Origin of the sequence: Bradyrhizobium sp. Ce-3 (assembly GCF_022835695.1) — a bacterium.
GTDB lineage: Bacteria > Pseudomonadota > Alphaproteobacteria > Rhizobiales > Xanthobacteraceae > Bradyrhizobium.
In genome coordinates, this window is the sequence record NZ_BQUV01000010.1 from 234092 (window position 1) to 255295 (window position 21204).

Here is a 21204-nt window from a genome sequence, read left to right on the forward strand (position 1 = left end):
CGTCGTCAGCTCTTGAGCAGTTCGAGTTTGCGCTCAGCCTTGATTTCGGGCGCCGTGCTGTTGCTCGTGATGTAGAGGTGCGGCTTTCCGCCGGCCTCGACATGCCACTGCCCGCCGACCACCCGGATCTTCGAGACATTCGCGATGCCGCTCGCACCGAAATCGAGATTTCCGATGACCGTGTCGGTCTTGAGCTTGCGGAGGCTTTCGACGACCTTGCCCGGGGATTTCGGATCGCCGCTTGCCTTCAGGGCCTGTACGCCGGCCTCGAACAGAGCATGCGCGACGCCGATCGGCTGCGTCCACTCCCGCTTCGTGGTTTCCTGGTAGGAAGCGGCGAGCTCGGCCGCGGTTTGCCCCGTCAGGCTCGAGCGGAACGGGTAGCTGGGCAACCACCAGATCTCGGTGGACATGCCCTCCGCGCGTGGTCCGAGAGCCGCCACGCCACCCGGGAACAGCAACGCCTTCGCGATGGTGCAAAGCTTCGGCTTGAATCCCATCTGGGCCGATTGATTGAGGAAGGTCGCCCATTCGGGGGGATTGAACAGGCCGGTGACGATCTCGACGCCCTCCTTCTTGAAGGCCTGGATGTGGGTCGAGAAGTCATCGGCGCCGACCGGGAACCGGCCGATGTCGACGATCTTGTAGCCGGCCTTGGCGAAGGCGCCCGGCATTCCGAGCTTCAGATCGCCCATGGCATTGCCGGGAACGTCATTCGAAAAGACCGAGCCGACCACCTTGTTGGTGTCCGCGTCCTTCCAGATGTCGAGATAGACGGCCGCGATGTCCTCTATCCCCCAGAAGAAATGAAACACGTTCTTGAAGCCCTTGGCCGGATCGCCCTTCATCGGGAACATCCACGCCTGCCAGGGGCCCATCGTCGAAATGCAGGGAACGCCGTTGAGCTCGCATTGCTGCGACACCGCCGGACCGATCGAGACCTGCGCGAGCATCAGATCGACATTCTCCTTGTTGATCAGCTCCGCTGCGAGGTTGGACTGCCGATCCGGGCTGCTCTGATCGTCACGCGCGATGATCTCGACCTCATATTTCGAGCCCCCCACCGACAATCCGCCGGCGAGCGATTTCCTGACCTGATCGAGAATGAAATCGTCGGCCTCGGCAAACGGCGCGAAAGGCCCGGTCTTCGGGCTGATGTAGCCGATGCGGATCTTCTTGTCGGCGGCGGCCCAGGCGCGGCCGGTCGAGCCGAGAGTCGCCCCCGCCGTCAATGCCGCGGCGGCCTTGAGGAAATCGCGTCGCGCGGGGTCGGCGATACCGGTCTCGGGGACAAGTCTGGAGTTAATCCTTGAAGCCATAATTCTCTCCGATGCAAAAATGCTGACCGAATTGGCGGGCCCACTTTGGTCAGCTTCGGCCGGAGACGGCTTGGTTCGGACGGAACAGAAACTTGTTTGAGACGGCGGGACGCGATGTCCCTCCCCGAGGGAATGCCTCGACCAAATTCGTAAAATTGGCATATTTCGTGCTTGATCGCTCAAAATTGAGCAATAAACTTCGCGCTGGCGGATGACGGTCAGCGATCGACCGCCGAAGGGGCGCCCAAGAACCCCCATCGTAACGGACCGAGGGGAATCAAGAGATGCTTCTGGAAGCCACAAAGGCTGCTTCGATGCAGCCGTGCTTCGCGTCGACGGCGAGCCTTCCGCCGCGAGAGCGCTTCGACTTTTGGCACGACGTGGTGTGCCGCAATCTCGTCGACCTGGACTACCGGCTGCTCGGCGAGGGTCAGTTTGATGCGTCCTTCCACTGCACTCCGATCAATGGTCTCGACCTGGGCCGCATCAAGGCTTCACCCCACGTGGCTCAGCGAAGCACGGCAGGCATCTCCCGCGCGGACAGCTCTGTGCTGGTCTTCAATTTCGTGCTGTCGGGCTCGCTGGTCGCCGAGCAGGACGGGCGCTCGGCGCAGCTCAAGCTCGGCGACGGCGCGCTGTGTGACGCAACGAGACCTTACAAGCTTTCCTCGCACGAGGCGTTTGAAATTGCGTGCATTCGGGTCCCCCGCGAGCAGTGCGTCGGCCGGATTCCGCATCTGAATCGTCTGTCGGCTTGCAACTTGAGCGAACGATCGGAGCTCGCACCGATGGTCTTCGGCTACGTGTCGCATCTCATCGATCGTGCGCCCCATCTCACGAGCCGTGCGGCTGGCCTCAAGGTATCGCAGAACTTCAAGGATCTTCTGCTCGCCCTGTTGGCGGAATTGGCCGACTCTCGCTCACCCTCCCTTACCGAATATCGGAGCCTGGCCCTGATGAGAGTGAAGGAGACGGTCGAGCGGAACGTTCACGACGCCGAACTGACACCGGCCACAATTGCGGCCGAGCTCAAGCTGTCGACGCGATATATCAACCAGCTGCTCGAAGCTGAGGGGACCTCATTGTCGCGCTACATTTGGTCGAGGCGGCTCGATCGATGTGCCGAACAACTGAAGGATCCGGCCTTGCGCGCGCGCGGTGTGTCCCAGATCGCGATGGACAACGGGTTCAACGATCTCAGCCACTTCAGCAAGGCCTTCCGGATCAAGTTCGGATTGGCGCCGCGCGACTATAGAAACGGCGAGGCGATGCATTCCTAGAGGACGCGGTCCAGCCGCCATGGCTGGACTTGCGATCAGCGTTTGCGGCTTCCCGCCGAGGTCAGCCGCCTCAACTCGTCCAGCAGTTTGAGCGCCGGCACGGCGAGGAGACCCCGCCGGCGGCGAAATGCCACCAATCTTCGGCTCCCATCGACGCCGGCGATCGAAAGCGGAGCAATCAGGCCGGCGCGTCGCTCCGGCTCGAACATCGGCTCCGCCATCCAACTCAGAAACCCGGAATCAACGACCAGACTCTTGAGCACCGTGATCGAGCGCGTTCTGACGATCACATCGGGCATGCCGAGGCCCTGTTCGGCGAACACCCGTTCGACATGCTGATGCGGACCGGTGCCGGGCGGCGGGATCGTCCATTTCTCGTGAAGCGTATCGGCGAGCGTCAGCTTTCGGCGACGCCTGAGAGGATGGTCCGACGCAACGACCACGTAGCTGGTGTCCTCCCAGTAGCAATCGCGAACTGCAACGATTTCGTCCGTGTCGGGCGCTTCCGCGCCCAAGGCGAGATCGATTTCGTGCTTCGACAAACTCGCCGCTAGCAGATCCCAGACGCCCTCCAATACCTCGAAATGGAGGCCAGGCCACCTGGTCAAGGTACGCTCGATCGCAGGCGGCAGGATCGAACTCGCGATGCTCGCCACCGCCCCGACCCGAACGGTCCCCTTCGCGCCGCCGCGCAACGCCTGAATCTCTTCCAATGCCTGCGAGGCTTCGGCGTGCAGCGACGTCGCGTGCGGCAAGAACGCCCTGCCGATATCGGTGAGCTGCATTCCCTTGGAGTGGCGTTCGAAAAGTTCGGCGCCGAGCTGCTGTTCCAGCCGTTTGATCGCGCGGCTGAGCGCGGGCTGCGTCATGTTCAGCTGGGCGGCGGCCCGGCCGAGGCTTCCCGCCTTGGCGATCGTCGTGAAGGTCGACAGCTGTTCGATGCTCAATGCCATAACCGAGTGTAATGGCTTTTCCCGATTTTTTCAATTCTCTGCAATGGGGCCGTCCCCTAGTGTCCCGACAACAACGGAAACCGGGAAGAAGCGGACATGGCCACAGGGACGGATACGTTCGAACAACGACGCGTGAAGGCACCGACCGTGCGCGATGCGGTCATCGATCTGCTGCGCCGTCTCGACATGACGTCCGTCTTCGCCAACCCGGGATCGACGGAATTGCCGTTGTTCCGCAACTTCCCCGATGACTTCCGCTACGTTCTCGGACTTCAGGAGGCCGTCGTCGTCGGCATGGCCGACGGCTTCGCGCAGGCGACGCGCAATGCGGCCTTCGTCAACCTGCATTCGGCGGCGGGCGTCGGCAATGCGATGGGGAACATCTTCACCGCGTTCAAGAACCGGACGCCCCTCGTGATTACCGCCGGCCAGCAGGCCCGCTCCATTCTCCCGTTCGACCCGTTTCTCGCCTCCCGCGAAGCCACCGAGCTTCCGAAGCCCTATGTGAAATGGAGCATCGAACCCGCGCGTGCCGAGGACGTGCCGCATGCAATCGCGCGCGCCTACTACATGGCCATGACCCAGCCCTGCGGTCCCGTCCTGGTCTCGGTGCCGGTGGACGATTGGGATCGTCCAGCCGAATACCTGCCGGCGCGCACCGTCAGCCAGCAGGTCCGCCCCGCTCCCGCCATTCTCGAGCAGATCGGGAACGCCCTCGACCGCGCGAAGCGACCGGCCTTTGTCGTCGGGGCGGCCGTTGATCGCGACGGGGCATTTGACGAGGTCCGGCGGCTCGCCGAAACGCACAATGCGCGTGTCTTCGCTGCGCCGATGTCCGGCCGCTGCAGCTTCCCGGAAGACCACCGATTGTTCGCCGGCTTCCTGCCGGCAATCCGCGAGAAGATCGTCCATTTGCTTCAGGGACACGATCTCGTCTTCGCGATCGGCGCGCCGGCGTTCTCCTATCATGTCGAGGGGTTCGGTCCGCATCTTCCGGCCGGGGCCGAGCTCTGCCAGTTGACCGACGACCCGCAGACCGCCGCATGGACGCCGGAGGGAATGGCCGCGATCGGCAGCGTAGGGCTGGGCCTCCTGGATCTTCTCGCACGTGCGGCGCCAGCGAGACGCGATGCCCCGCCGGCGCGCGTCGGCGCCCCGAGAGTGCAGCCGACGGCACCGCTCTCGACCGCCTACGTGATGCAGGCCATCGCCGATACGAAACCAGCTGATGGCATCATCGTCGAGGAAGCGCCGGGCGCCAGGGCCGTGATGCAGGCGCACCTGCCGATTACACAGAGTGAATCGTTCTACACGATGGATAGCGGCGGCCTCGGCTACGGCATGCCGGCGGCTGTCGGCGTGGCTCTCGGCAAGCCCGGCCGCCGCGTGATCGCCCTCATGGGCGATGGCTCGAGCCTCTACTCGATCCAGGCAATCTGGAGCGCGGCGCAACTCGGCCTGCCCGTTAGCTTCGTCATTCTCAAGAACCGGCGCTACGCCGCGCTACAGGATTTCGCGCCCGTGTTCGGCTTCGGCTCGCAGGAGCCCGTCCAGGGCACCGACCTACCTGGGCTCGATTTCGTCTCGATCGCAAGGGGTTTCGGCTGCCCCGCAACGCATGTCGAGAAGGCCGAAGGCCTCCACGACGCCCTGGCCACCGCATTTAAGTCCGAACGACCAACCCTGATCGAAGTCGAGGTCGAGGACAGAGACCTGCACAAATAGAACAGAACCGAGGGAGTAGACATGAATTCGATTTCAATGCTGATCGGCGGCGAACCACAAGCGGCCACCGGTAACGGCACATTCGAGCGCCTCAATCCGCTCGATGGCCAGGTTGCGACGCGCGCGCCGGCCGCCACGACGCGCGATGCGGTCGCTGCCGTGGAAGCAGCCGCCACAGCCTTCCCGAGCTGGTCTGCGACGGGCCCCTCGGAACGTCGCGCCCTGCTGACCCGGGCCGCGCACGCGTTGGAAGCCATGGGCCCGGCATTTGCCGCGTCCATCGCTGCTGAAACCGGCGGCTCGGGGATCTGGGCAGGCTTCAACGTCCATCTCGCGGCCGGCATGCTGCTCGAAGCCGCGGCGATGACGACGCAGATCAGCGGTGAGATCATTCCCTCCGACGTGCCCGGCAGCTTTGCGATGGCGGTGCGGCAGCCCGCCGGTGTGGTCCTGGGCATGGCGCCCTGGAATGCACCTGTCATCCTCGGCGTGCGCGCCATCGCGCTGCCGCTGGCCTGCGGCAACACCGTCGTCCTGAAGGGCTCCGAGCTGTGCCCCGCGACGCATGGGCTGATCGTCGAGGCTTTCAAGCAAGCCGGCTTCCCCAAGGGGGTCGTCAATTACGTGACCAACGCGCCGTCGGATGCCGGCGCCGTCGTCGAATCGATGATCGCGCATCCCGCTGTCCGCCGCGTCAACTTCACCGGATCGACCCGCGTCGGGAAGATCATAGCCGCGACATGCGCGAAGTATCTCAAGCCGGCCGTCCTCGAACTCGGCGGCAAGGCACCGCTCGTCATCCTGGACGATGCCGACATCGGCGCCGCCGTGAACGCGGCGGCGTTCGGTGCTTTCGCGAATTCGGGGCAGATCTGCATGTCGACCGAACGCATCATTGTCGATGAGACCATCGCAGACGAGTTTGTAGGCCGCCTTGCCGACAAGGCTTCCAAGCTGCCGCTCGGCGACCCGAGGAAGGGCCCTGTCGTTCTCGGCTCCGTCGTGGACATGACGACCGTCAAGCGCTGCAACGAACTGATCGACGACGCACTCGCGAAGGGCGCGAAACTGCTGTGCGGCGGCAAGGCCGATTCCACGCTGATGCCCGCCACGCTGATCGACGGCGTCACACCGGACATGCGAATCTACAGCGAAGAGTCGTTTGGACCGATCAAGCCGATCGTTCGGGTCAAGGGCGAGGACGCCGCGATCGCTTGTGCGAACGACAACGCCTACGGCCTGTCGTCCGCCATGTTCACCAGGGATACGGCGCGAGGCATGCGCGTCGCGGCGCGCATCCAGTCCGGCATCTGCCACATCAACGGCCCCACCGTGCATGACGAGGCCCAGATGCCGTTCGGAGGCGTGAAGGACAGCGGATACGGCCGATTTGGCGGCAAGTCCGGAATTGCCGAGTTCACGGACGTTCGCTGGATGACGATTCAGACCAGCGAACGACACTATCCGTTCTGATCAAGCACGAGCCCGATCTCAACCTCCAATGAAGTGATGTCGCCTCCCCTCAGGGGAGGCGCGAGGAAGCTCGTCCAAATGGAGCACAGAATGTCAGATCAGCAGCTACAGCAGCATCGGATCGCCATTCTCGGCTCCGGCGCGATGGGATCATTGTTCGGCGGCTGCCTTTTCGAAGGCGGATCGGACGTCACCCTGATTGATCTGAATATTCCGCATGTGGAGGCGATCCGCATGCACGGCCTCGAATTGAGCACCGACTCGGGCAGACGATTCATCCGCGTCCCGGCTCTCCTTCCGCACGAAGTGACGACGACATTCGACCTCATCATCGTCTTCACCAAGGCCATGCATACGACGACTGCACTCTCGGCGGTCCGCAGCTGCATCGGCCCCGGGACGGTATTGTTGAGCCTTCAGAACGGCCTCGACAACAAGCTCGCGCTGACCGCGTTCGCTCGCCCCCAGAACGTCCTGATCGGCATGACGACCTATCCTGCCGATCTGGTCGCTCCGGGTCATGTCGGGTCGCACGGAACGGGTGTCGCTCGCCTCGCGGCGATCGCCGAGCCTGCCGCGCCGATTCTGGCACAGCTCCCTGATCTGCTCGCGCGCGGAGGACTAAACGCCACCGTCGATCCGCAGGTCGAAACGGCCATCTGGGAGAAGGTGGCGTTCAACGCCGCGCTGAATACGCTTTGCGCGCTGACGCGCTCAACGGTCGGCGAGATCGGCCGCGACCCGATCACTCGGGGGCTGGCGATCGCGATCGCTGCGGAAGTCTGCAAGACGGCTATCGCCTGCGGCTTTGCGGTGAACCATTCGCACGTCGAGCAGACCTTGGCATCTGCGATGCATCACCACACGGGTCACAAGCCTTCGATGCTGCAGGACGTGCTTGCCGGAAAGCCCACGGAGATCGAAGCGATCTGCGGCACCGTCGTGGGGCACGCGAGGCAACGCGGCATTTCCACGCCAATTACCGACACCGTCTTGACCCTAATTCGACACATCGATTCGAAGATCGCCTGCAATTCCTGAATAGCGGACATCCTGCGCCGGTGATGCAGGCAAGCGAAGGATCGTGTCGGCACTTCGACCAACACGACGCAAAACAACAGAGAGGAAATCCGTCGTGAACGAGCCGTCTCCCATGGGCCACGCTCTGCACATCGCAGCAACGGGCTTAGATCCAACTCGCCTTTCCGCCGGGATGAGCGGCGGCCGCGAAAGCGCGCATCCTTCCCTCGACATCGGCGAGTTGCTCGATAACAGCCCCTGGAGCGCCATGCAGAAGATGGTCGTCTTCATCGCCGCCCTGTCGATCATCATGGACGGGTTCGATGGACAGCTGATCGGCTTCGCCGTTCCAGTCCTGATCAAGGAGTGGGGTGTTACCCGCGGCGACTTTGCTCCCGCACTTGCGGCCGGGCTGATCGGAATGGGGATAGGGAGCGCCTTCGCCGGCCTCCTAGCCGACCGGTTCGGACGACGCGGGGCTGTGATCGTCAGCGTAATGGTTTTCGGGCTGGCAACCTTCTGCATCGGCTTTGCGGCCAACCTCTGGCAGATCGGCACACTACGATTCATCGCCGGCCTCGGCATTGGCGGAGCCTTGCCGAGCTCCACCACCGTTGCAGCGGAATTCACACCCGCGCGGCGGCGGACGCTCGCCATTACCGCGACCATCGTCTGTGTCCCGCTTGGAGGCATGCTGGCCGGCCTGTTCGCCGGCCTCGTCCTGCCGAACCTCGGTTGGAGGGCCCTGTTCTTTCTTGGCGGCGCTCTGGCCGTGCTCCTGAGCTTCATCCTGCTCTTCATTCTCCCCGAAACACCCCGCTTTCTCGTGCGCCGGCCGGCGCGTTGGGCCGAGTTGAGCCGGCTCGTCGGACGCATGACGCGACCGGTCGCGGCCGACACTGTCTTTACCGATCTAGGCGAGCAGCGGATCGAGAAACGCGAGGGCTTCTTTGCGCTGTTTGAGCAGGGCAGGACGCGCGACACGATCGCGCTCTGGTGCGCCTTCTTTCTCAACCTGCTGGCCGTCTACAGCGCCTTCACGTGGCTGCCGACGATGCTTGCATCAGAAGGACTGGACGTTGCAATCGCCGGCGCGGGCCTGACGGCCTACAATTTCGGCGGAGTCCTCGGCGCATTGATCTGCGCCATGACCATCACCCGGTTTGGCTCCCGCTGGCCGCTCCTGCTGTGCAGCCTCCTCGGCGCCGCTACCGCGTTTTACCTGACCAGGGTGAACATCGCGCTACAGACGAGCATTCTGATCATCGGGTTCGGTGTGCAGGGCTTCTTCGCCAATGCGGTGCAGTCGACCATGTATGCCGTCTGCGCCTACGTCTACCCGACCACTGTCCGGGCCACCGGCACCGCCTCCGCCCTCGCCTTCGGTCGGCTTGGGGCGATCCTCAGTGCCTTCGCCGGTGCAACCGTGATCACGGCCGGCGGCAAGGATGGCTATCTCCTGATGCTGGGCGTCGCGATGACCGGCCTCGCCCTCTCGCTCGCCGTCGTTCGACGCCACATCCCCGCACACGAAACCTGACGCGGACATCCCGAGAGGAACACTCAATGCGAACACAAGTAGGTATTGTCGGAGCCGGTCCGGCGGGGCTGCTGCTCTCTCATATACTGCATCTGAACGGCATCGAATCGGTCATCGTTGAAAGCCGGTCGCGGGAAGAGATCGAGAAGACGATTCGGGCCGGCGTGCTTGAGCAGTCGACCGTAGACCTGATGACCGAGATCGGCGCCGGAGAGCGCATGAAGCGCGAGGGCTTCGTGCATGGCGGCTTCGAGTTGCGATTCGGCGGCCGCGGGCATCGCATCGATCTTCAAGACCTGACGAATGGCCGCAAGATCACGGTCTACCCGCAGCATGAAGTTCTGAAAGATCTGATCGCGCTTCGCTTGCGTACTGGCGGCCAGGTTCATTTTGAAGCCAAGGCAACGGGCATCGACGGCCTCAGCTCCGACCAGCCCGTCATCCGATTCACCACCAAGGACGGCGAGACGCGGGAACTGTCCTGCGACTTCGTCGCCGGATGCGACGGCGGGTACGGCACAAGCCGCGCGGCCATTCCGGAACATTTGGTCCGCCGCGACTATTTCCGCGTCTACCCGTTCGGCTGGTTCGGCATCTTGGCCAAGGCACCCCCGTCATCCGAGGAGCTGATCTATGCCCATCATGAACGCGGGTTCGCGCTGATCTCGACGCGGTCCCCCGACGTGCAGCGCATGTATTTCCAGTGCGATCCCGCCGACAACATCGACAACTGGTCCGATGACCGGATCTGGAACGAGTTGCAGACGCGGGTAGGCGGCGACGGGTTCGAGCTCAAGACGGGAGCGATCTTTCAGAAGGGGATCATCCCGCTGCGCTCCTTCGTCTGCGAGCCGATGCAGCATGGCCGGCTGTTCCTTGCAGGCGACGCAGCGCACTCCGTCCCTCCGACCGGCGCCAAGGGCTTGAATCTGGCGGCGGCGGACGTGCACGTCCTCGCCCGAGCACTGACCTCGTACTATTCCAGTCGATCCACCGAGCTTCTAGACGCGTATTCGCCTACTGCGCTTCGGCGGGTATGGCGCGCTCAACACTTCTCCTGGTGGATGACGTCGATGCTGCACCGATTCCATGAAGGCACCGAATTCGACCTGAAGCGTCAACTCGCAGAGCTCGAGCTCGTGGCATCGTCGCGGGCCGCCGCGACAACTCTTGCTGAGAACTATGTAGGGCTGCCGTTGGCATGAAGCGGCGAAGTCCACGACGCGGTACCGCGATCACCGGGCTCGCTCGGCAGGATGTAAAAATGGACTGCTCGCATGCGGTGGAGCTCCAAGCATTGAAGAAGCATACATGTGAAAAACAGGGGCGCCGGCCATGATGGTCGAGAGAGAATTCTTTCAACGCGACCGTCGTCTGCATCCGCCTGCGTTTACTCCGCAATACAAGACGAGCGTATTGCGTTCGCCGCGCATGCCCCTCTGGTCCTTGCAAACCTCGCTGTCCGAGGTAACCGGTCCTTTGTTCAAGCCCGAAGAATTGGGGCCGCTCGACAATGATCTCTTGCTCAATTATGCGCGAACCGGCGAGCCGATCGGAGAGCGGACCATCATTCATGGGCACGTCCGCGACGAAGCCGGTCAGCCCGTTCGCAACACCTTGATCGAGATCTGGCAGGCAAATGCCGGCGGGCGATATCGGCACAAGAACGACACCTATTTCGCGCCCGTCGATCCCAACTTTGGAGGCTGTGGCCGCACGCTCACGAACGCGGAAGGATACTACGCCTTTCGCACCGTGAAACCCGGTGCGTATCCATTCCGGAACCAGGTGAATTCCTGGCGGCCCGCCCACGTCCATTTCTCGATCTTCGGATCCGGATTCGCGCAGCGCCTGATCACGCAAATGTATTTCGAAGGCGATCCGCTCATCCCTCATGACTCCATCTTGCAGACGATCCCCGATCCGAAGGCGCGCGATCGCCTGATCGCACGGCTCGACCTCAACGCCTCGGTGCCGCTCGATACGCTCGCCTATCGCTTTGACATCGTGCTGCGGGGAAGTCGTCAAACCCTGTTCGAGAACAAGAGGGAGGGAACCTGAGCGATGACCGTTCTGCCGTATACGCCCGAAACGCCGTCGCAGACAGCTGGTCCCTATGTCCATATCGGCTTGATTCCCCAGCAGGCCGGCTTCGACATATTCCAGAACAATTTCGGCAACGTGCTCTTCGTCCCCGAGACGCCCGGCGAGCGCATCCGCATCGAAGGACGCATTCTGGATGGGACAGGCTCGCCGGTGCGCGATATGCTGGTGGAGATTTGGCAGGCCAACGCAGCGGGCCGGTACAGCCACCCGGCGGACCGACAGGACGATCAGCCGGTCGACCCGTCGTTCCGCGGCTGGGGCCGCGCCGGTACGGACTTCGAGACGGGCGTTTACGCCTTCGAGACCATCAAGCCGGGGCGCGTCATCGGCCGCCGCGGGCACGGGCTGATGGCGCCGCATGTCAATCTCTGGCTGGCCGCGCGCGGCGTGAATATCGGGCTGTCAACGCGCATGTATTTCGCCGACGAGCCGATCGCCAACGCTGAAGATCCGGTGCTGCGCATGATCGAGCCCGCGATGCGCCGCGATACGTTGCTGGCGCGTCGCGAACAGCGCGATGGCAAGACGGTCTATTCGTTCGATATTCACCTCCAGGGCGAGCGTGAAACCGTGTTCTTTGACGCTTGAGGATCGAGAGCCATGCCAACCAAACCCGTCGTCGTCGCAGTTGCCATCACCGGATCAGTGCCGCGCAAAAGTGATAATCCGGCTTTGCCGGTGACACCCGCCGAACAGATCGAATCGACGCACGAGGCGTTCGAAGCGGGCGCGTCGCTCGTCCATATCCATGTGCGCAACGACGACGAAAGCCCGTCTTCCGATGCCGCGCGGTTTGCGGTCGTGAAGGAAGGCGTTGAGAAACATTGCCCCGGCATGATCGTTCAGTTCTCGACCGGCGGACGGGGCCGCGACCCGGCCGCGCGCGGCTCGGCGCTTTATCTGAAGCCCGATATGGCGTCGCTGTCCACGGGCTCGGTCAACTTCCCCACCATCATCTATGAAAACCACACGACACTAGTCGAGGACCTCGCCTCGAAAATGCGGGACAATGGCATCCGGCCCGAGATCGAAATCTTCGACTTGTCCCACATCCACGGCGCACGCCGCCTGATCGACAAGGGACTGATGGATACGCGCCCACACGTCCAATTCGTGATGGGCGTGCTGAACGCAATGCCCGCCGACGAGCGACTCCTTGATATCTTGCTCGACGAAACCCGGCGTGTCCTGCCGCAGTCCACGTGGACGGCGGCGGGGATCGGAGCAAACCAGGCGCGCGTCATGGAATGGGTTCTGGCCCGCGGCGGTGACGGAGTGCGCACTGGCCTCGAAGACAACATCCGCATTTCCAGGGACCGGCTCGCAAGCAGCAATGCAGAGCTGGTCAAGCTCGCCGTCGACGCCATCGGCCGACACGGTGCCCGCCCCGCCTCGCCGCGGGAGGCACGCTTGGCTCTCCACCTCGATCCCGTCGCTTAGCCATCCGGCGGCGATTGCACGCGCGACGTCTTGGCGCGATGGTCGGAGGTAGCCAAGACGTGGCCCGACTCACGGCGCGTCAGCGCGACGGCACGAATGCAACCGCCTCGATCTCCACGCGTGTGCCGACACCGAGGAGCGACCCGGCTCCGATGGCGGTACTGGCCGGCGGCTCTTTGGCGCCCATGAATATTTCGACGCGAGCCCTGTTGAAGCCGTCATAGTCGGCGAGGTCGGCCAGAAAGGCCGTGGTCTTCACGATATCCGACAGCGAGGCGCCGTGCTTGCCCAACACGCGCGCGATGCGCTCGAATATCCGGCGGGTCTGGAGCTCGATGTTATCGCGCGCGTCCTCGTCGACGCAAAGGCTTCCCGACAAGAACAGCAGATCCCCGCTCGGTCCGAGCGGGACGCGGCGGGCCGGCGAAAATCGCGGTCTGTTTTCGTGTGACGTCGACATAAGACTGAACCTTCCTCTTGTGACCCTTACTTTTCGGCTAGCGTGGCGGTGGCAAAGGCGGGAGGCCGCCGTTCGGCGAAGGCACGAAGCCCCTCTTCCGCATCAGCCGTTTGAAGCAATTGCTTTTGCAGCGCACCTTCCAGAACCAGCCCTTCCTCCAGCGAGCCGTCCAATCCGTGCTGGACGGCTCGCTTCGCGGCCTTGACTGCAAGCGGCCCGTTCGCCGCAATGCGCTTCGCGACCGCAAAGGCGCTATCGAGTAGCGCATCGGCAGCGACCACGCGGTTCACGAGACCGATCCGCTCGGCGCGCTGCGCATCGATCGGCTCCCCGGTCAGGATCATCTCGAGGGCGCAGCCCATGGGGACGAGCCGCGGCAGCCGCTGGGTGCCGCCGCCGCCCGGCAACACACCCCATCGCACCTCCGCCAGGCCAAACCGCGAGTCCGGCGTGCAGACGCGAATGTCGCACGCCATCGCCAGTTCCAGCCCGCCAGCGATGCAATGGCCCTGGATCGCGGCAATAACCGGCTTGGTGATCTCGCCCGCGAGAGTCATGCCGCCGAAACTGATGGTGCTGTTCGCGCCGTGCAAGGCTTGCTCGCGGCGCCACGGCATATACGTTTTCAGATCGCCGCCAGAACAGAAGGCACGGCCGCCTGCGCCGGTCAGGACAGCAACCAGCAAATTCGCGTCGGCCTCGAACTCCTTCCAGACCTCGGCGAGCGCACGATCGTGCTCGACGTCGAGAGCATTCATGGCGTCGGGCCGATTGATCGTGACGAGGGCAACAGCGCCCTTTCGTTCAAAGTCGATGGACATGATCCGTTTCCCTTATGACCGCCCCTGAGGCATCAAGGCCCAGGATTCGAAGGCGGCGAGCGCCGCGTTGATGATGAAGCCGAACGCGCCGACGACCGACAGCAGGCCGAAGACCTCGGCCGCGTTGAAATTGCGCTGAGCCATCAGGAGCAGAGCACCGAGCCCCGGCATCAGCGTCAGCATCTCCGCGAGCAGCGATACGATGATCGCCAGCGGCGCGGCGACGCGTACGCCCGTCAGGATCGACGGCAGCAACGCCGGCAGGAAAATCTTGGTCACCCGCGCGACCACACCAAGATGGAGGGATCGCGCAGCTTCGAGCAACGTCGGATGCAGCGACCGCACACCTGAGGTCGTGTTGAGCAGAACCGGCCAGAGCGCCGCAAATACGATCACGAACAGCTTCATTTTTTCGTCGACGCCGATGATCAAGGCCGCCACCGGCACGATGGTGGGCGGCGGCAACGTGCGCAGGAACTCCAGCGTCGGCCCGAGACAGCGCGCCAGAGCCGGCGAGGCACCGATCAACCCGCCGATGCCGACGCCCAATACCGTGGCAAGAACAAGGGCCACGGCGACCGACTGGAACGTCGCCAGCACCGCAGGAACAAGATCTCCCGCGCTCGTCCGATCGCGAAGGGCGGTCGCCCACGTCGACGGAGACGGAAAATACGGCGAATGCGGATCGCCGAGCGCCTGCCAGAGCAACAGCAAGGCGATCAGCGGCAGCAGTCCTTGCAACGCCGACCATGCGTTGGCGGCCGCATGGAGAACCCGTCGGCGTCCTCTGCCACCGACAACGGCTAGCGCGGGCGCGTCGGTTGCGATCATGATTGCTGGAGCTCCCGGATGCCGGGAAACAGCCGCGCGAAGGACAGTCGCAGGCACGCGTTGAGGAGAACGCCGAGCGCACCGGTCGCAACCAGATAGCCAAACATCAGGCCCGGCTGGAGTGCCTCCTGCGCCGTCACCAGCCCCCAGCCAAGCCCGGCCGGATTGCCGACCATCTCCGCGATAACTGCGACGACGAGTGCGAGCCCGAGCGCGACACGCGCGCCGACCATGGTCGATGGCAATACCGCAGGAAGGATGACCTTGCCGAGCCGTTGTGTTCGCGACAGATGCAGCGTCGCGGCCGTATCGAGGAGCCTCGGGTGGATGGCCTTCGCACCGGCGACGGTATTGACGATGACCGGCCACACGCTCGCGAAGACGATCACGGTGATTTCCGTGGTGACGGTGAAACCGAACAACAGAACCGCAACCGGAACGAACGCCACGGCCGGCAAGGGCCGGAGCAACTCGAGCGACGCGCCGAAGAAGCGATGGACGATCGGCAAGAACGCGAGCGCGAGCCCGATGGCCGCGCCAAGCACGCTCGCGATCGCCCATCCGGCCAGCGCGCAGGCGACGGTATGCACGGAATCGGCAATGATCTGGCCGGATCGGATCGCGCCATAGAGCGCCTGGCCGATCTCCGTCGGCGCCGGCAGGAATTCGAACCGGGTCGCGGCAGCCCTGACGCCGGCTTCCCACGCGACGAGAAGAACCAGGGCGGTCGCGAGCGCAGACGGGTTGAGCACGCCCATTGAGCGTCTAAGCATGGATCTCATGGCGAAACGCCTCGTAGAGCTGATGACGCAGCTGTAGATATTCGGGAAGCTCCTTGGTCACGATCTGGTCGCGCGGCCGCGGCAGGTCGACGCGGATGCGCCGCGCGATGTGGGCCGGACTGCCTTTCAGGAGAATGATCGTATCGCTGAGATAGATCGCCTCCTCGATATCATGGGTCACGAACAGCACGGTCGCGCCGGTTTCGGCCTGGACCGCCAGAAGCTGGTCCTGGAGCGAGGCCTTCGTCATCGCGTCCAGCGCGCCGAACGGCTCGTCCATCAACAGCGCGCTCGGTTCCATGGCAAGCGCCCGGGCGATTTGCACCCGCTGCTGCATGCCGCCCGACAGCCGCCACGGGTATTCATCCTTGAACCGCTCGAGGCCGACCATGCGGATGGCGTTCTGAACCTTGTTATCGAGCTCAGCGGCGCGCAGTCGCCCTTCTACGCCGAGCGCGACGTTTCTCCGCACGGTTCGCCACATCAACAGGGCGTGCCCGTAGTCCTGGAACACCATGGCCATGCCGGGCGCCGGGGATCGGACCTCGTGTCCTTCATAGACGGCGCGGCCGGAGCTGTACGGTGTCAGCCCCGCCAGCGTCCGGAGCAGGGTGGTCTTTCCGGTGCCCGAGCCGCCAAGGATCGAGACGAACTCGCCTCGTCCGACCTCGAGATCGAGATCCTCGATGATGCGGCGAACGCCCGGCGCGCCAGGCAGATCGATGCAGAGGCGCTCGCACTGAAAAGCAGATTGGGTTGTCATGGTCACCGCCAGTCGTCCCGGGTTACTTCAGCACGAGGTTGGATGCGTTCAACTCAGCGGAGAGTTGCCCGGTCTCCCGCATCGCCTCGATCCACGCCGAGATATGCGTTGCCGTTAAAGTTGTGCTGTAGGTCGGCAGCACGATGCTCTCGATCACGTCCTTCGGCAGCCGGGTCCATTTGGCGAGGATCTCGCGCGCTTCGACCTCGTGAGCCGCGATATAGGCTCTCGCCTCGTCGAGAGCGGCGACATAGCGCGCGACCGCGTCGGGATTGGCCCGTGCCCAGGTTCCGTTCGCCATCCAACTGGTGAGCGTAACGGGATCGCCGACCCGAAGCATCGGATCGCCGAGGTCGACGTGGCCCGCCTTGATGAGCGCGCTGACAAACGGCTCGACCTCTTCCACCGCATCGACGCGTTGCGCCTTGAGCTGGTCCACCATGTTGGGGAACATCATCTCGATGAAGCGCACGCTTTTCGGATCCACCCCGCCGCGCTTGAGCGCAAGCAGGGTTGCGACGTGGACGACGCCGTTGATCGACGGCGTGCCGATTGTCTTGCCGGTCAGCTGGCCGATCGAGGTGATGCCGGATTGTTTGCCGGCGATGAGACGCATCTGCCGGTTGGCGGCGGTCTCGAGCGTATTGCCGCACACGCCCACGACATCGAGACCGCCGGCCGCCGCCTTCACGATATCGATCGCAGTGGCACCCGAAATGTCCAGCTGGCGGCCGAGCGCACCGATCGTCGTGGAGAGGTTCTGGACCGTCATGACTTCGACGTCGAGCCCCTTTTCCAGAAAGAGGCTCTTGTCCTTCGCGACCCAGAGCGGAAGCCAGGCCGACGAGATCACCGAAGCGACGCGGATCTTGACGGGCGCCGTGCCGGCTTGTGCGATGGCCCCCGATACCGGGAGTGTCGCGGCCATGCCAAGCAGGCCGAGAATGGTCGAGCGCCTCGTGGGCATCACGCTTCCTCCACGTTGTGCGATGTTTTTGGTGAACGACGGCCCGTTCGGGCCGGAGCAAGTGCAATGGCTTCGATTTCGAGCAGCAATCCGAAATGCAGGGATGCCACGCCGGCCACCACCCTCGCCGGCCGGACGTCGCCGATCCAATGGGCGTAAATCTGGTTGAAAGTCGGCCAGAAATTCATGTCGGTGACGTAGATGCGCACCTGGAGGAGCCGGCTTCGATCGACCCCCGCGGCTTCCAGGCAGGCATCGACATTGGCGAGCACTTGTTCGGCTTGCCGTTCGAACGGCTGGTCGCTCATGGGCTTGCCATTCACGTCGACCGGAAGCTGTCCGGACACGAACACGAGGCCTGCGGCAGTGCAGGTGTGGGAATAATGACCGGCAGGTGGGCGCAACCGGGCGCTGTTCGCGAAGAGGATAGGTTGTTGCATGATGCTGCCTTCAGTTCAGTAGAACTGCATGAGGACCTTGTTGTCCGCCAATGCGTCGGGCGAAGTTTCGTGGATGATCGCGCCGGAGCGCATCACCAGCACGCGATCGGATATCTTGAACGCTTCCTTCACGTTCTGCTCCACCAGCAGGATCGAAAGCCCGAGCTGCTGCTGAAGCTGCCGGATCGGCTGGAGCAGATCCTGGAACAGCTTCGGCGCCAGACCGATCGACGGCTCGTCCATCAGGAGGCAGCGGGGACGGCTCAGCAGGGCGCGCGCGATGCTGACCATCTGCTGCTGTCCGCCCGACAGCGTGCCCGCGCGGCGCGCGTAGAACGTCTTGATGCGGGGCAGGATCGACATCACCCACTCGATCCGCTCGGGCTGTTCGCGCTGCGGCACGTCGGTTGCCCACATCGCGAGGCGGAAGATTTCATCGACCGTCAGGCCCGGAAAAATGCCGCGACCTTCGGGCACGAGGCCAACCCCGAAGGCGGCCATCTTTTTTGGTTCGGGCTGGTGCAGGCGCTGGCCATCGACCGATATCTCGCCGCCCTGCCGGGCGACCACGCCGAACAGCGCGTTAAGCAAGGTCGACTTGCCAGCGCCATTGTGACCGACAAGGCAAAGCACCTCATTCCTGCGAATCTCGAGGCTGACATTGTCGAGAACGACGCGGCCGCCGTAGCCGACGCGGATATTGTCAACGCTGATGAAAGCATCGGTCATGAGTTGCGTTCGCCGAAATAGATGGATGATAGCTCCGGATTCCCGAGGATCTCCTCGGGCTCGCCGTCGGCGAGAAGCCGCCCCTGGTCAAGGAAACTGATCCGGTCGGAGATGCTGACGACGATCTCGAGGTTGTGCTCGATGATGCAGATCGTGATGCCCCGCCGGACCTCACTGCGCAGCAGCGTCACGAAACGCTCGTAGGACCTGGGATCGAGCCCCGACGCCGGCTCGTCGAGAAGCCACATCTTGGCCCTGGTGGCCATGATCCGCGCCATGCTCAGGAACTTGCGCTCCGCATAGGCAAGATCGTCCGCGCGCACGCCGACCTTGTGCTGCAAGCCGGTGATCTCGAGGATCTCGTGCACACGCTGACGACGCTCCGCGCCGCTGCCGGCCTCGGCCTGCCAGAACCAGGCGCTCTTCTCCATCACCGTGAGCACGTTCTCGAACACCGTCATGTGGGAGAACAGACGCAGATCCTGGAAGGTCCGGGCAACCCCGAGACGAGCGATCTTCCACGGCGCGGTACCGACGATCGATTCGCCCCGCCAGCGGATATCGCCCGAAGTCGGCCGCAGATGTCCCGTGATCAGATTGAAGAGCGTCGTCTTGCCCGCCCCGTTGGGCCCGACCAGCGTGGTGATGATCCCTTCGCGCAGATGCAGCGAGACATCCTCGACGGCTTTCGCGCCGTCGAAACTCTTGGTGAGATTGGCGATCTCGAGAAGCGTCGCTGGGGGGACCTGAGCTTTCGACACTTGCAGCATATCAGGCCTCCCTCTGCTTTGCGCCCATGAGGCCGTCCGGCTTGAAAATCATCAGCATGACCATCGCCAGGCCGTAGATCATCTGCTGCACGGACCCGATTTCGGTGCGCGGGAGGAATGGCAGATAGGTCAAGGCGGCCGGCAGCAGCGTGAGAAGGACCGCACCGACGATCGGCCCCCATACTGTTCCGATGCCACCGACGATCACCATGGCCATGAAGAGCGTCGAGGCATCGATGGTAAAGCTCTCGACATTGATGAAGCTGAGATAGTCGGCGTATAGAACGCCTGCCACGGCACAGATCGCGGTCGAGTAGAACACCGAGAGCGTCTTGATCAGCGCGACATTCTTTCCGAATGCCAACGCAGCCGACTCGCTGTCTCTGATGGCTTTGAGGCTGCGGCCGAAGCTCGAATGGACGATCGCCGTCGTGAGCACGACCACCAGGGCCAATGTCACGCCGGCGAGGCCGAGGAACTGGAGGGGATCGGTGAACGCGTGCCCTGCGATACTTGCCGGCGGGATGCCGACGAGCCCGCCGATGCCGCCGGTGACCGACTTCCATTCCGAGAACACCGTCGCAGCCAAGACCTGAAAACCGAGTGAGGCCGCCACGAAGTAGTCGCCCCGCACCCTCAAGGCAGGCAAGGCAAGGGCAGCCGAGATCACGCCGGCGATAAGCATCGCGGCCGGCAGTTGAAGCAGCAACGAATCCGTCCACCGCAGGGCAATGAATGCCGCGACATACGCACCGATACCGAAGAACACCGCATGGGCCAACGAGAAGATGCCGGCATATCCCATGATGAAATTCAGGGTGACCGCCAGAACGGCGTTGATGCAAACCAGCGTTGCAAGGTTCACGAGATAAGCGATCACGATACAGATCCTTCAGCTGGTCACGACGCGGCCGAAGAAGCCCGACGGACGCAGCACGATGAACGCAAACAGAATGAGGAAGGTGACCGCCTCGCTCCATTGCGGATCGAAGCGCCACAACGCCAGATTTTCAGCAACGCCCAGCAACAGCCCCGCGCAGGCTGCGCCGCGCAGGCTGCCGACGCCGCCGACGATGGTCGCAGCGACGCTGATCAGCATGACGCGGCCGCCGATTGCCGCATTCAGCCCCGAGGTCATGCTGGTGAGCACCGCGGCGGGAACCACGAGCAACGAGCCGAGCGCGAACGCGCATGTCGAAACCGCCTTCGGATTCAACCCAAACGTCCGCACCAGTGCGGGGCTCTCGGATAGAGCCCGAAGCGCGATCCCGATGTTGGTTCTGCCGAGAAAGAGCTGGAGCGCCACAAAACACACCACCGCGGTGACGACGGCGATGCCCGCCGTCGGAGCCACGTAGAGCCCAGGCAAGAGCTCGACGCTTCTGCTCAGTACCGAAGGCACCGAGATGAAGCCGCGCCCGAAGACGGTCCCGATCAGGTTCTGAATGACGACGGCGACGCCAAAGGAGCCGACGAAGATCGTGAAGAACGATCCATCGGTGCTCTGGATCGGGCCATAGACATAGCGGTCCAGGGCAACTCCGAACAACACGACCACGATGCAGGCCGCAAGAATCGCGATCGGCCACCAGACCAGGAGGACCGCATAGAGATAGTAGAATACGTAAGCGCTGATCGCGAAGCTCGCGCCGTGAGCGAAGTGGAAGATCTTCGTGGCCCCGAAGATCAGCGAGAAACCGACCGCGGTCAGGCCGTAGAGCGCCCCGACCTGGATTCCGTTGATGATGAGCTGAATAAGCAGCATGGTTCCTCGCACAGGCGCCA

22 protein-coding genes are annotated in these 21204 nt (G+C 63.5%); 9 read left to right on the forward strand and 13 right to left on the reverse strand.

All coding sequences use genetic code 11. The features are described 5' to 3' along the window. Nucleotides 1-5: 5 nt before the first annotated feature. Nucleotides 6-1319 carry an ABC transporter substrate-binding protein gene (locus BRSPCE3_RS30515; protein WP_244070042.1) on the reverse strand — a complete coding sequence of 438 codons (1314 nt, stop codon included), beginning with the start codon at nucleotides 1317-1319 and terminating at the stop codon, nucleotides 6-8. Between the two features lie 284 nt (nucleotides 1320-1603). Between BRSPCE3_RS30515 and BRSPCE3_RS30520 the strand changes: the two genes are divergently transcribed. After that, entirely contained in the window at nucleotides 1604-2599 is a 996-nt protein-coding gene (locus BRSPCE3_RS30520; protein ID WP_244070043.1) for a helix-turn-helix domain-containing protein, read from the forward strand. 35 nt (nucleotides 2600-2634) lie between these two features. On the opposite strand, the gene BRSPCE3_RS30525 is transcribed toward BRSPCE3_RS30520, so the two are convergent. Then, the gene (locus BRSPCE3_RS30525; RefSeq protein ID WP_244070044.1) at nucleotides 2635-3552 is read right to left on the reverse strand and encodes a LysR family transcriptional regulator; all 918 of its coding nucleotides are present in this window, start codon (nucleotides 3550-3552) and stop codon (nucleotides 2635-2637) included. Nucleotides 3553-3648: 96 nt separating this feature from the next. Here BRSPCE3_RS30525 and mdlC point away from each other — a divergent pair, with 96 nt between their 5' ends. From mdlC to BRSPCE3_RS30565, 8 genes are all read left to right on the forward strand, one after another. Beyond that, nucleotides 3649-5277: a benzoylformate decarboxylase gene (mdlC, locus tag BRSPCE3_RS30530; RefSeq protein ID WP_244070045.1), complete on the forward strand. Its 1629-nt coding sequence runs from the start codon at nucleotides 3649-3651 to the stop codon at nucleotides 5275-5277. Between the two features lie 21 nt (nucleotides 5278-5298). After that, complete coding sequence (locus tag BRSPCE3_RS30535) at nucleotides 5299-6750, forward strand: aldehyde dehydrogenase (RefSeq protein WP_244070046.1); 1452 nt, start codon at nucleotides 5299-5301, stop codon at nucleotides 6748-6750. Nucleotides 6751-6840: 90 nt separating this feature from the next. Continuing rightward, entirely contained in the window at nucleotides 6841-7791 is a 951-nt protein-coding gene (locus BRSPCE3_RS30540; RefSeq protein ID WP_244070047.1) for a ketopantoate reductase family protein, read from the forward strand. A gap of 94 nt (nucleotides 7792-7885) precedes the next feature. Further along, a complete protein-coding gene (locus BRSPCE3_RS30545) occupies nucleotides 7886-9310 on the forward strand; it encodes an MFS transporter (protein ID WP_244070048.1) in 1425 nt (474 codons plus the stop codon). A 26-nt stretch (nucleotides 9311-9336) separates the two neighbouring features. Beyond that, on the forward strand, nucleotides 9337-10515 hold the full coding sequence (locus tag BRSPCE3_RS30550) for a 4-hydroxybenzoate 3-monooxygenase (protein ID WP_244070049.1): 1179 nt from the start codon (nucleotides 9337-9339) through the stop codon (nucleotides 10513-10515). A gap of 130 nt (nucleotides 10516-10645) precedes the next feature. Then, the gene (gene pcaH, locus BRSPCE3_RS30555) at nucleotides 10646-11371 is read left to right on the forward strand and encodes a protocatechuate 3,4-dioxygenase subunit beta (protein WP_244070050.1); all 726 of its coding nucleotides are present in this window, start codon (nucleotides 10646-10648) and stop codon (nucleotides 11369-11371) included. A 3-nt stretch (nucleotides 11372-11374) separates the two neighbouring features. Continuing rightward, nucleotides 11375-12004: a protocatechuate 3,4-dioxygenase subunit alpha gene (pcaG, locus tag BRSPCE3_RS30560; protein ID WP_244070051.1), complete on the forward strand. Its 630-nt coding sequence runs from the start codon at nucleotides 11375-11377 to the stop codon at nucleotides 12002-12004. A 12-nt stretch (nucleotides 12005-12016) separates the two neighbouring features. Then, nucleotides 12017-12856 (forward strand): 3-keto-5-aminohexanoate cleavage protein, encoded by an 840-nt coding sequence (locus BRSPCE3_RS30565; protein WP_244070052.1) that lies wholly within the window; start codon nucleotides 12017-12019, stop codon nucleotides 12854-12856. A 79-nt stretch (nucleotides 12857-12935) separates the two neighbouring features. Here BRSPCE3_RS30565 and BRSPCE3_RS30570 read toward each other — a convergent pair whose 3' ends face one another. From BRSPCE3_RS30570 to BRSPCE3_RS30620, 11 genes are read right to left on the reverse strand one after another with little or no spacing between them, the layout of a single operon-like run. Further along, nucleotides 12936-13316: a RidA family protein gene (locus BRSPCE3_RS30570; RefSeq protein WP_244070053.1), complete on the reverse strand. Its 381-nt coding sequence runs from the start codon at nucleotides 13314-13316 to the stop codon at nucleotides 12936-12938. 26 nt (nucleotides 13317-13342) lie between these two features. Beyond that, nucleotides 13343-14137: an enoyl-CoA hydratase/isomerase family protein gene (locus BRSPCE3_RS30575; protein WP_244070054.1), complete on the reverse strand. Its 795-nt coding sequence runs from the start codon at nucleotides 14135-14137 to the stop codon at nucleotides 13343-13345. Nucleotides 14138-14149: 12 nt separating this feature from the next. Continuing rightward, nucleotides 14150-14968, reverse strand: coding sequence for an ABC transporter permease (locus tag BRSPCE3_RS30580; protein WP_244070055.1), 819 nt, complete (start codon nucleotides 14966-14968; stop codon nucleotides 14150-14152). Continuing rightward, complete coding sequence (locus BRSPCE3_RS30585; protein ID WP_244070056.1) at nucleotides 14965-15726, reverse strand: ABC transporter permease; 762 nt, start codon at nucleotides 15724-15726, stop codon at nucleotides 14965-14967. Before BRSPCE3_RS30585 ends, BRSPCE3_RS30580 begins: the two co-directional genes overlap by 4 nt. 7 nt (nucleotides 15727-15733) lie before the next feature. Further along, complete coding sequence (locus BRSPCE3_RS30590; protein WP_244070057.1) at nucleotides 15734-16513, reverse strand: ABC transporter ATP-binding protein; 780 nt, start codon at nucleotides 16511-16513, stop codon at nucleotides 15734-15736. Between the two features lie 22 nt (nucleotides 16514-16535). Further along, complete coding sequence (locus BRSPCE3_RS30595; protein ID WP_244070058.1) at nucleotides 16536-17480, reverse strand: ABC transporter substrate-binding protein; 945 nt, start codon at nucleotides 17478-17480, stop codon at nucleotides 16536-16538. Then, on the reverse strand, nucleotides 17480-17920 hold the full coding sequence (locus tag BRSPCE3_RS30600; RefSeq protein ID WP_244070059.1) for a RidA family protein: 441 nt from the start codon (nucleotides 17918-17920) through the stop codon (nucleotides 17480-17482). Before BRSPCE3_RS30600 ends, BRSPCE3_RS30595 begins: the two co-directional genes overlap by 1 nt. 15 nt (nucleotides 17921-17935) lie before the next feature. After that, nucleotides 17936-18649: an ABC transporter ATP-binding protein gene (locus BRSPCE3_RS30605; protein ID WP_244070060.1), complete on the reverse strand. Its 714-nt coding sequence runs from the start codon at nucleotides 18647-18649 to the stop codon at nucleotides 17936-17938. Further along, nucleotides 18646-19419 (reverse strand): ABC transporter ATP-binding protein, encoded by a 774-nt coding sequence (locus BRSPCE3_RS30610; RefSeq protein WP_244070061.1) that lies wholly within the window; start codon nucleotides 19417-19419, stop codon nucleotides 18646-18648. The genes BRSPCE3_RS30605 and BRSPCE3_RS30610 overlap by 4 nt, the downstream gene beginning before the upstream one ends. 1 nt (nucleotide 19420) lies before the next feature. Beyond that, a complete protein-coding gene (locus BRSPCE3_RS30615; RefSeq protein WP_244070062.1) occupies nucleotides 19421-20299 on the reverse strand; it encodes a branched-chain amino acid ABC transporter permease in 879 nt (292 codons plus the stop codon). Between the two features lie 12 nt (nucleotides 20300-20311). Beyond that, complete coding sequence (locus BRSPCE3_RS30620) at nucleotides 20312-21184, reverse strand: branched-chain amino acid ABC transporter permease (protein WP_244070063.1); 873 nt, start codon at nucleotides 21182-21184, stop codon at nucleotides 20312-20314. Nucleotides 21185-21204 lie beyond the last annotated feature (20 nt).

Coding starts and splice junctions, on each gene's coding strand:
- pcaG (WP_244070051.1), top strand. CDS start 11,375: ATGACCGTTCTGCCGTATACGCCCGAAACGCCGTCGCAGACAGCTGGT.
- BRSPCE3_RS30525 (WP_244070044.1), bottom strand. CDS start 3,552: ATGGCATTGAGCATCGAACAGCTGTCGACCTTCACGACGATCGCCAAG.
- BRSPCE3_RS30620 (WP_244070063.1), bottom strand. CDS start 21,184: ATGCTGCTTATTCAGCTCATCATCAACGGAATCCAGGTCGGGGCGCTC.
- BRSPCE3_RS30570 (WP_244070053.1), bottom strand. CDS start 13,316: ATGTCGACGTCACACGAAAACAGACCGCGATTTTCGCCGGCCCGCCGC.
- BRSPCE3_RS30585 (WP_244070056.1), bottom strand. CDS start 15,726: ATGGGCGTGCTCAACCCGTCTGCGCTCGCGACCGCCCTGGTTCTTCTC.
- BRSPCE3_RS30565 (WP_244070052.1), top strand. CDS start 12,017: ATGCCAACCAAACCCGTCGTCGTCGCAGTTGCCATCACCGGATCAGTG.
- BRSPCE3_RS30540 (WP_244070047.1), top strand. CDS start 6,841: ATGTCAGATCAGCAGCTACAGCAGCATCGGATCGCCATTCTCGGCTCC.
- BRSPCE3_RS30515 (WP_244070042.1), bottom strand. CDS start 1,319: ATGGCTTCAAGGATTAACTCCAGACTTGTCCCCGAGACCGGTATCGCC.
- BRSPCE3_RS30590 (WP_244070057.1), bottom strand. CDS start 16,513: ATGACAACCCAATCTGCTTTTCAGTGCGAGCGCCTCTGCATCGATCTG.
- BRSPCE3_RS30610 (WP_244070061.1), bottom strand. CDS start 19,419: ATGCTGCAAGTGTCGAAAGCTCAGGTCCCCCCAGCGACGCTTCTCGAG.
- BRSPCE3_RS30520 (WP_244070043.1), top strand. CDS start 1,604: ATGCTTCTGGAAGCCACAAAGGCTGCTTCGATGCAGCCGTGCTTCGCG.
- BRSPCE3_RS30595 (WP_244070058.1), bottom strand. CDS start 17,480: ATGCCCACGAGGCGCTCGACCATTCTCGGCCTGCTTGGCATGGCCGCG.
- BRSPCE3_RS30580 (WP_244070055.1), bottom strand. CDS start 14,968: ATGATCGCAACCGACGCGCCCGCGCTAGCCGTTGTCGGTGGCAGAGGA.
- pcaH (WP_244070050.1), top strand. CDS start 10,646: ATGATGGTCGAGAGAGAATTCTTTCAACGCGACCGTCGTCTGCATCCG.
- BRSPCE3_RS30575 (WP_244070054.1), bottom strand. CDS start 14,137: ATGTCCATCGACTTTGAACGAAAGGGCGCTGTTGCCCTCGTCACGATC.
- BRSPCE3_RS30535 (WP_244070046.1), top strand. CDS start 5,299: ATGAATTCGATTTCAATGCTGATCGGCGGCGAACCACAAGCGGCCACC.
- BRSPCE3_RS30550 (WP_244070049.1), top strand. CDS start 9,337: ATGCGAACACAAGTAGGTATTGTCGGAGCCGGTCCGGCGGGGCTGCTG.
- BRSPCE3_RS30605 (WP_244070060.1), bottom strand. CDS start 18,649: ATGACCGATGCTTTCATCAGCGTTGACAATATCCGCGTCGGCTACGGC.
- mdlC (WP_244070045.1), top strand. CDS start 3,649: ATGGCCACAGGGACGGATACGTTCGAACAACGACGCGTGAAGGCACCG.
- BRSPCE3_RS30600 (WP_244070059.1), bottom strand. CDS start 17,920: ATGCAACAACCTATCCTCTTCGCGAACAGCGCCCGGTTGCGCCCACCT.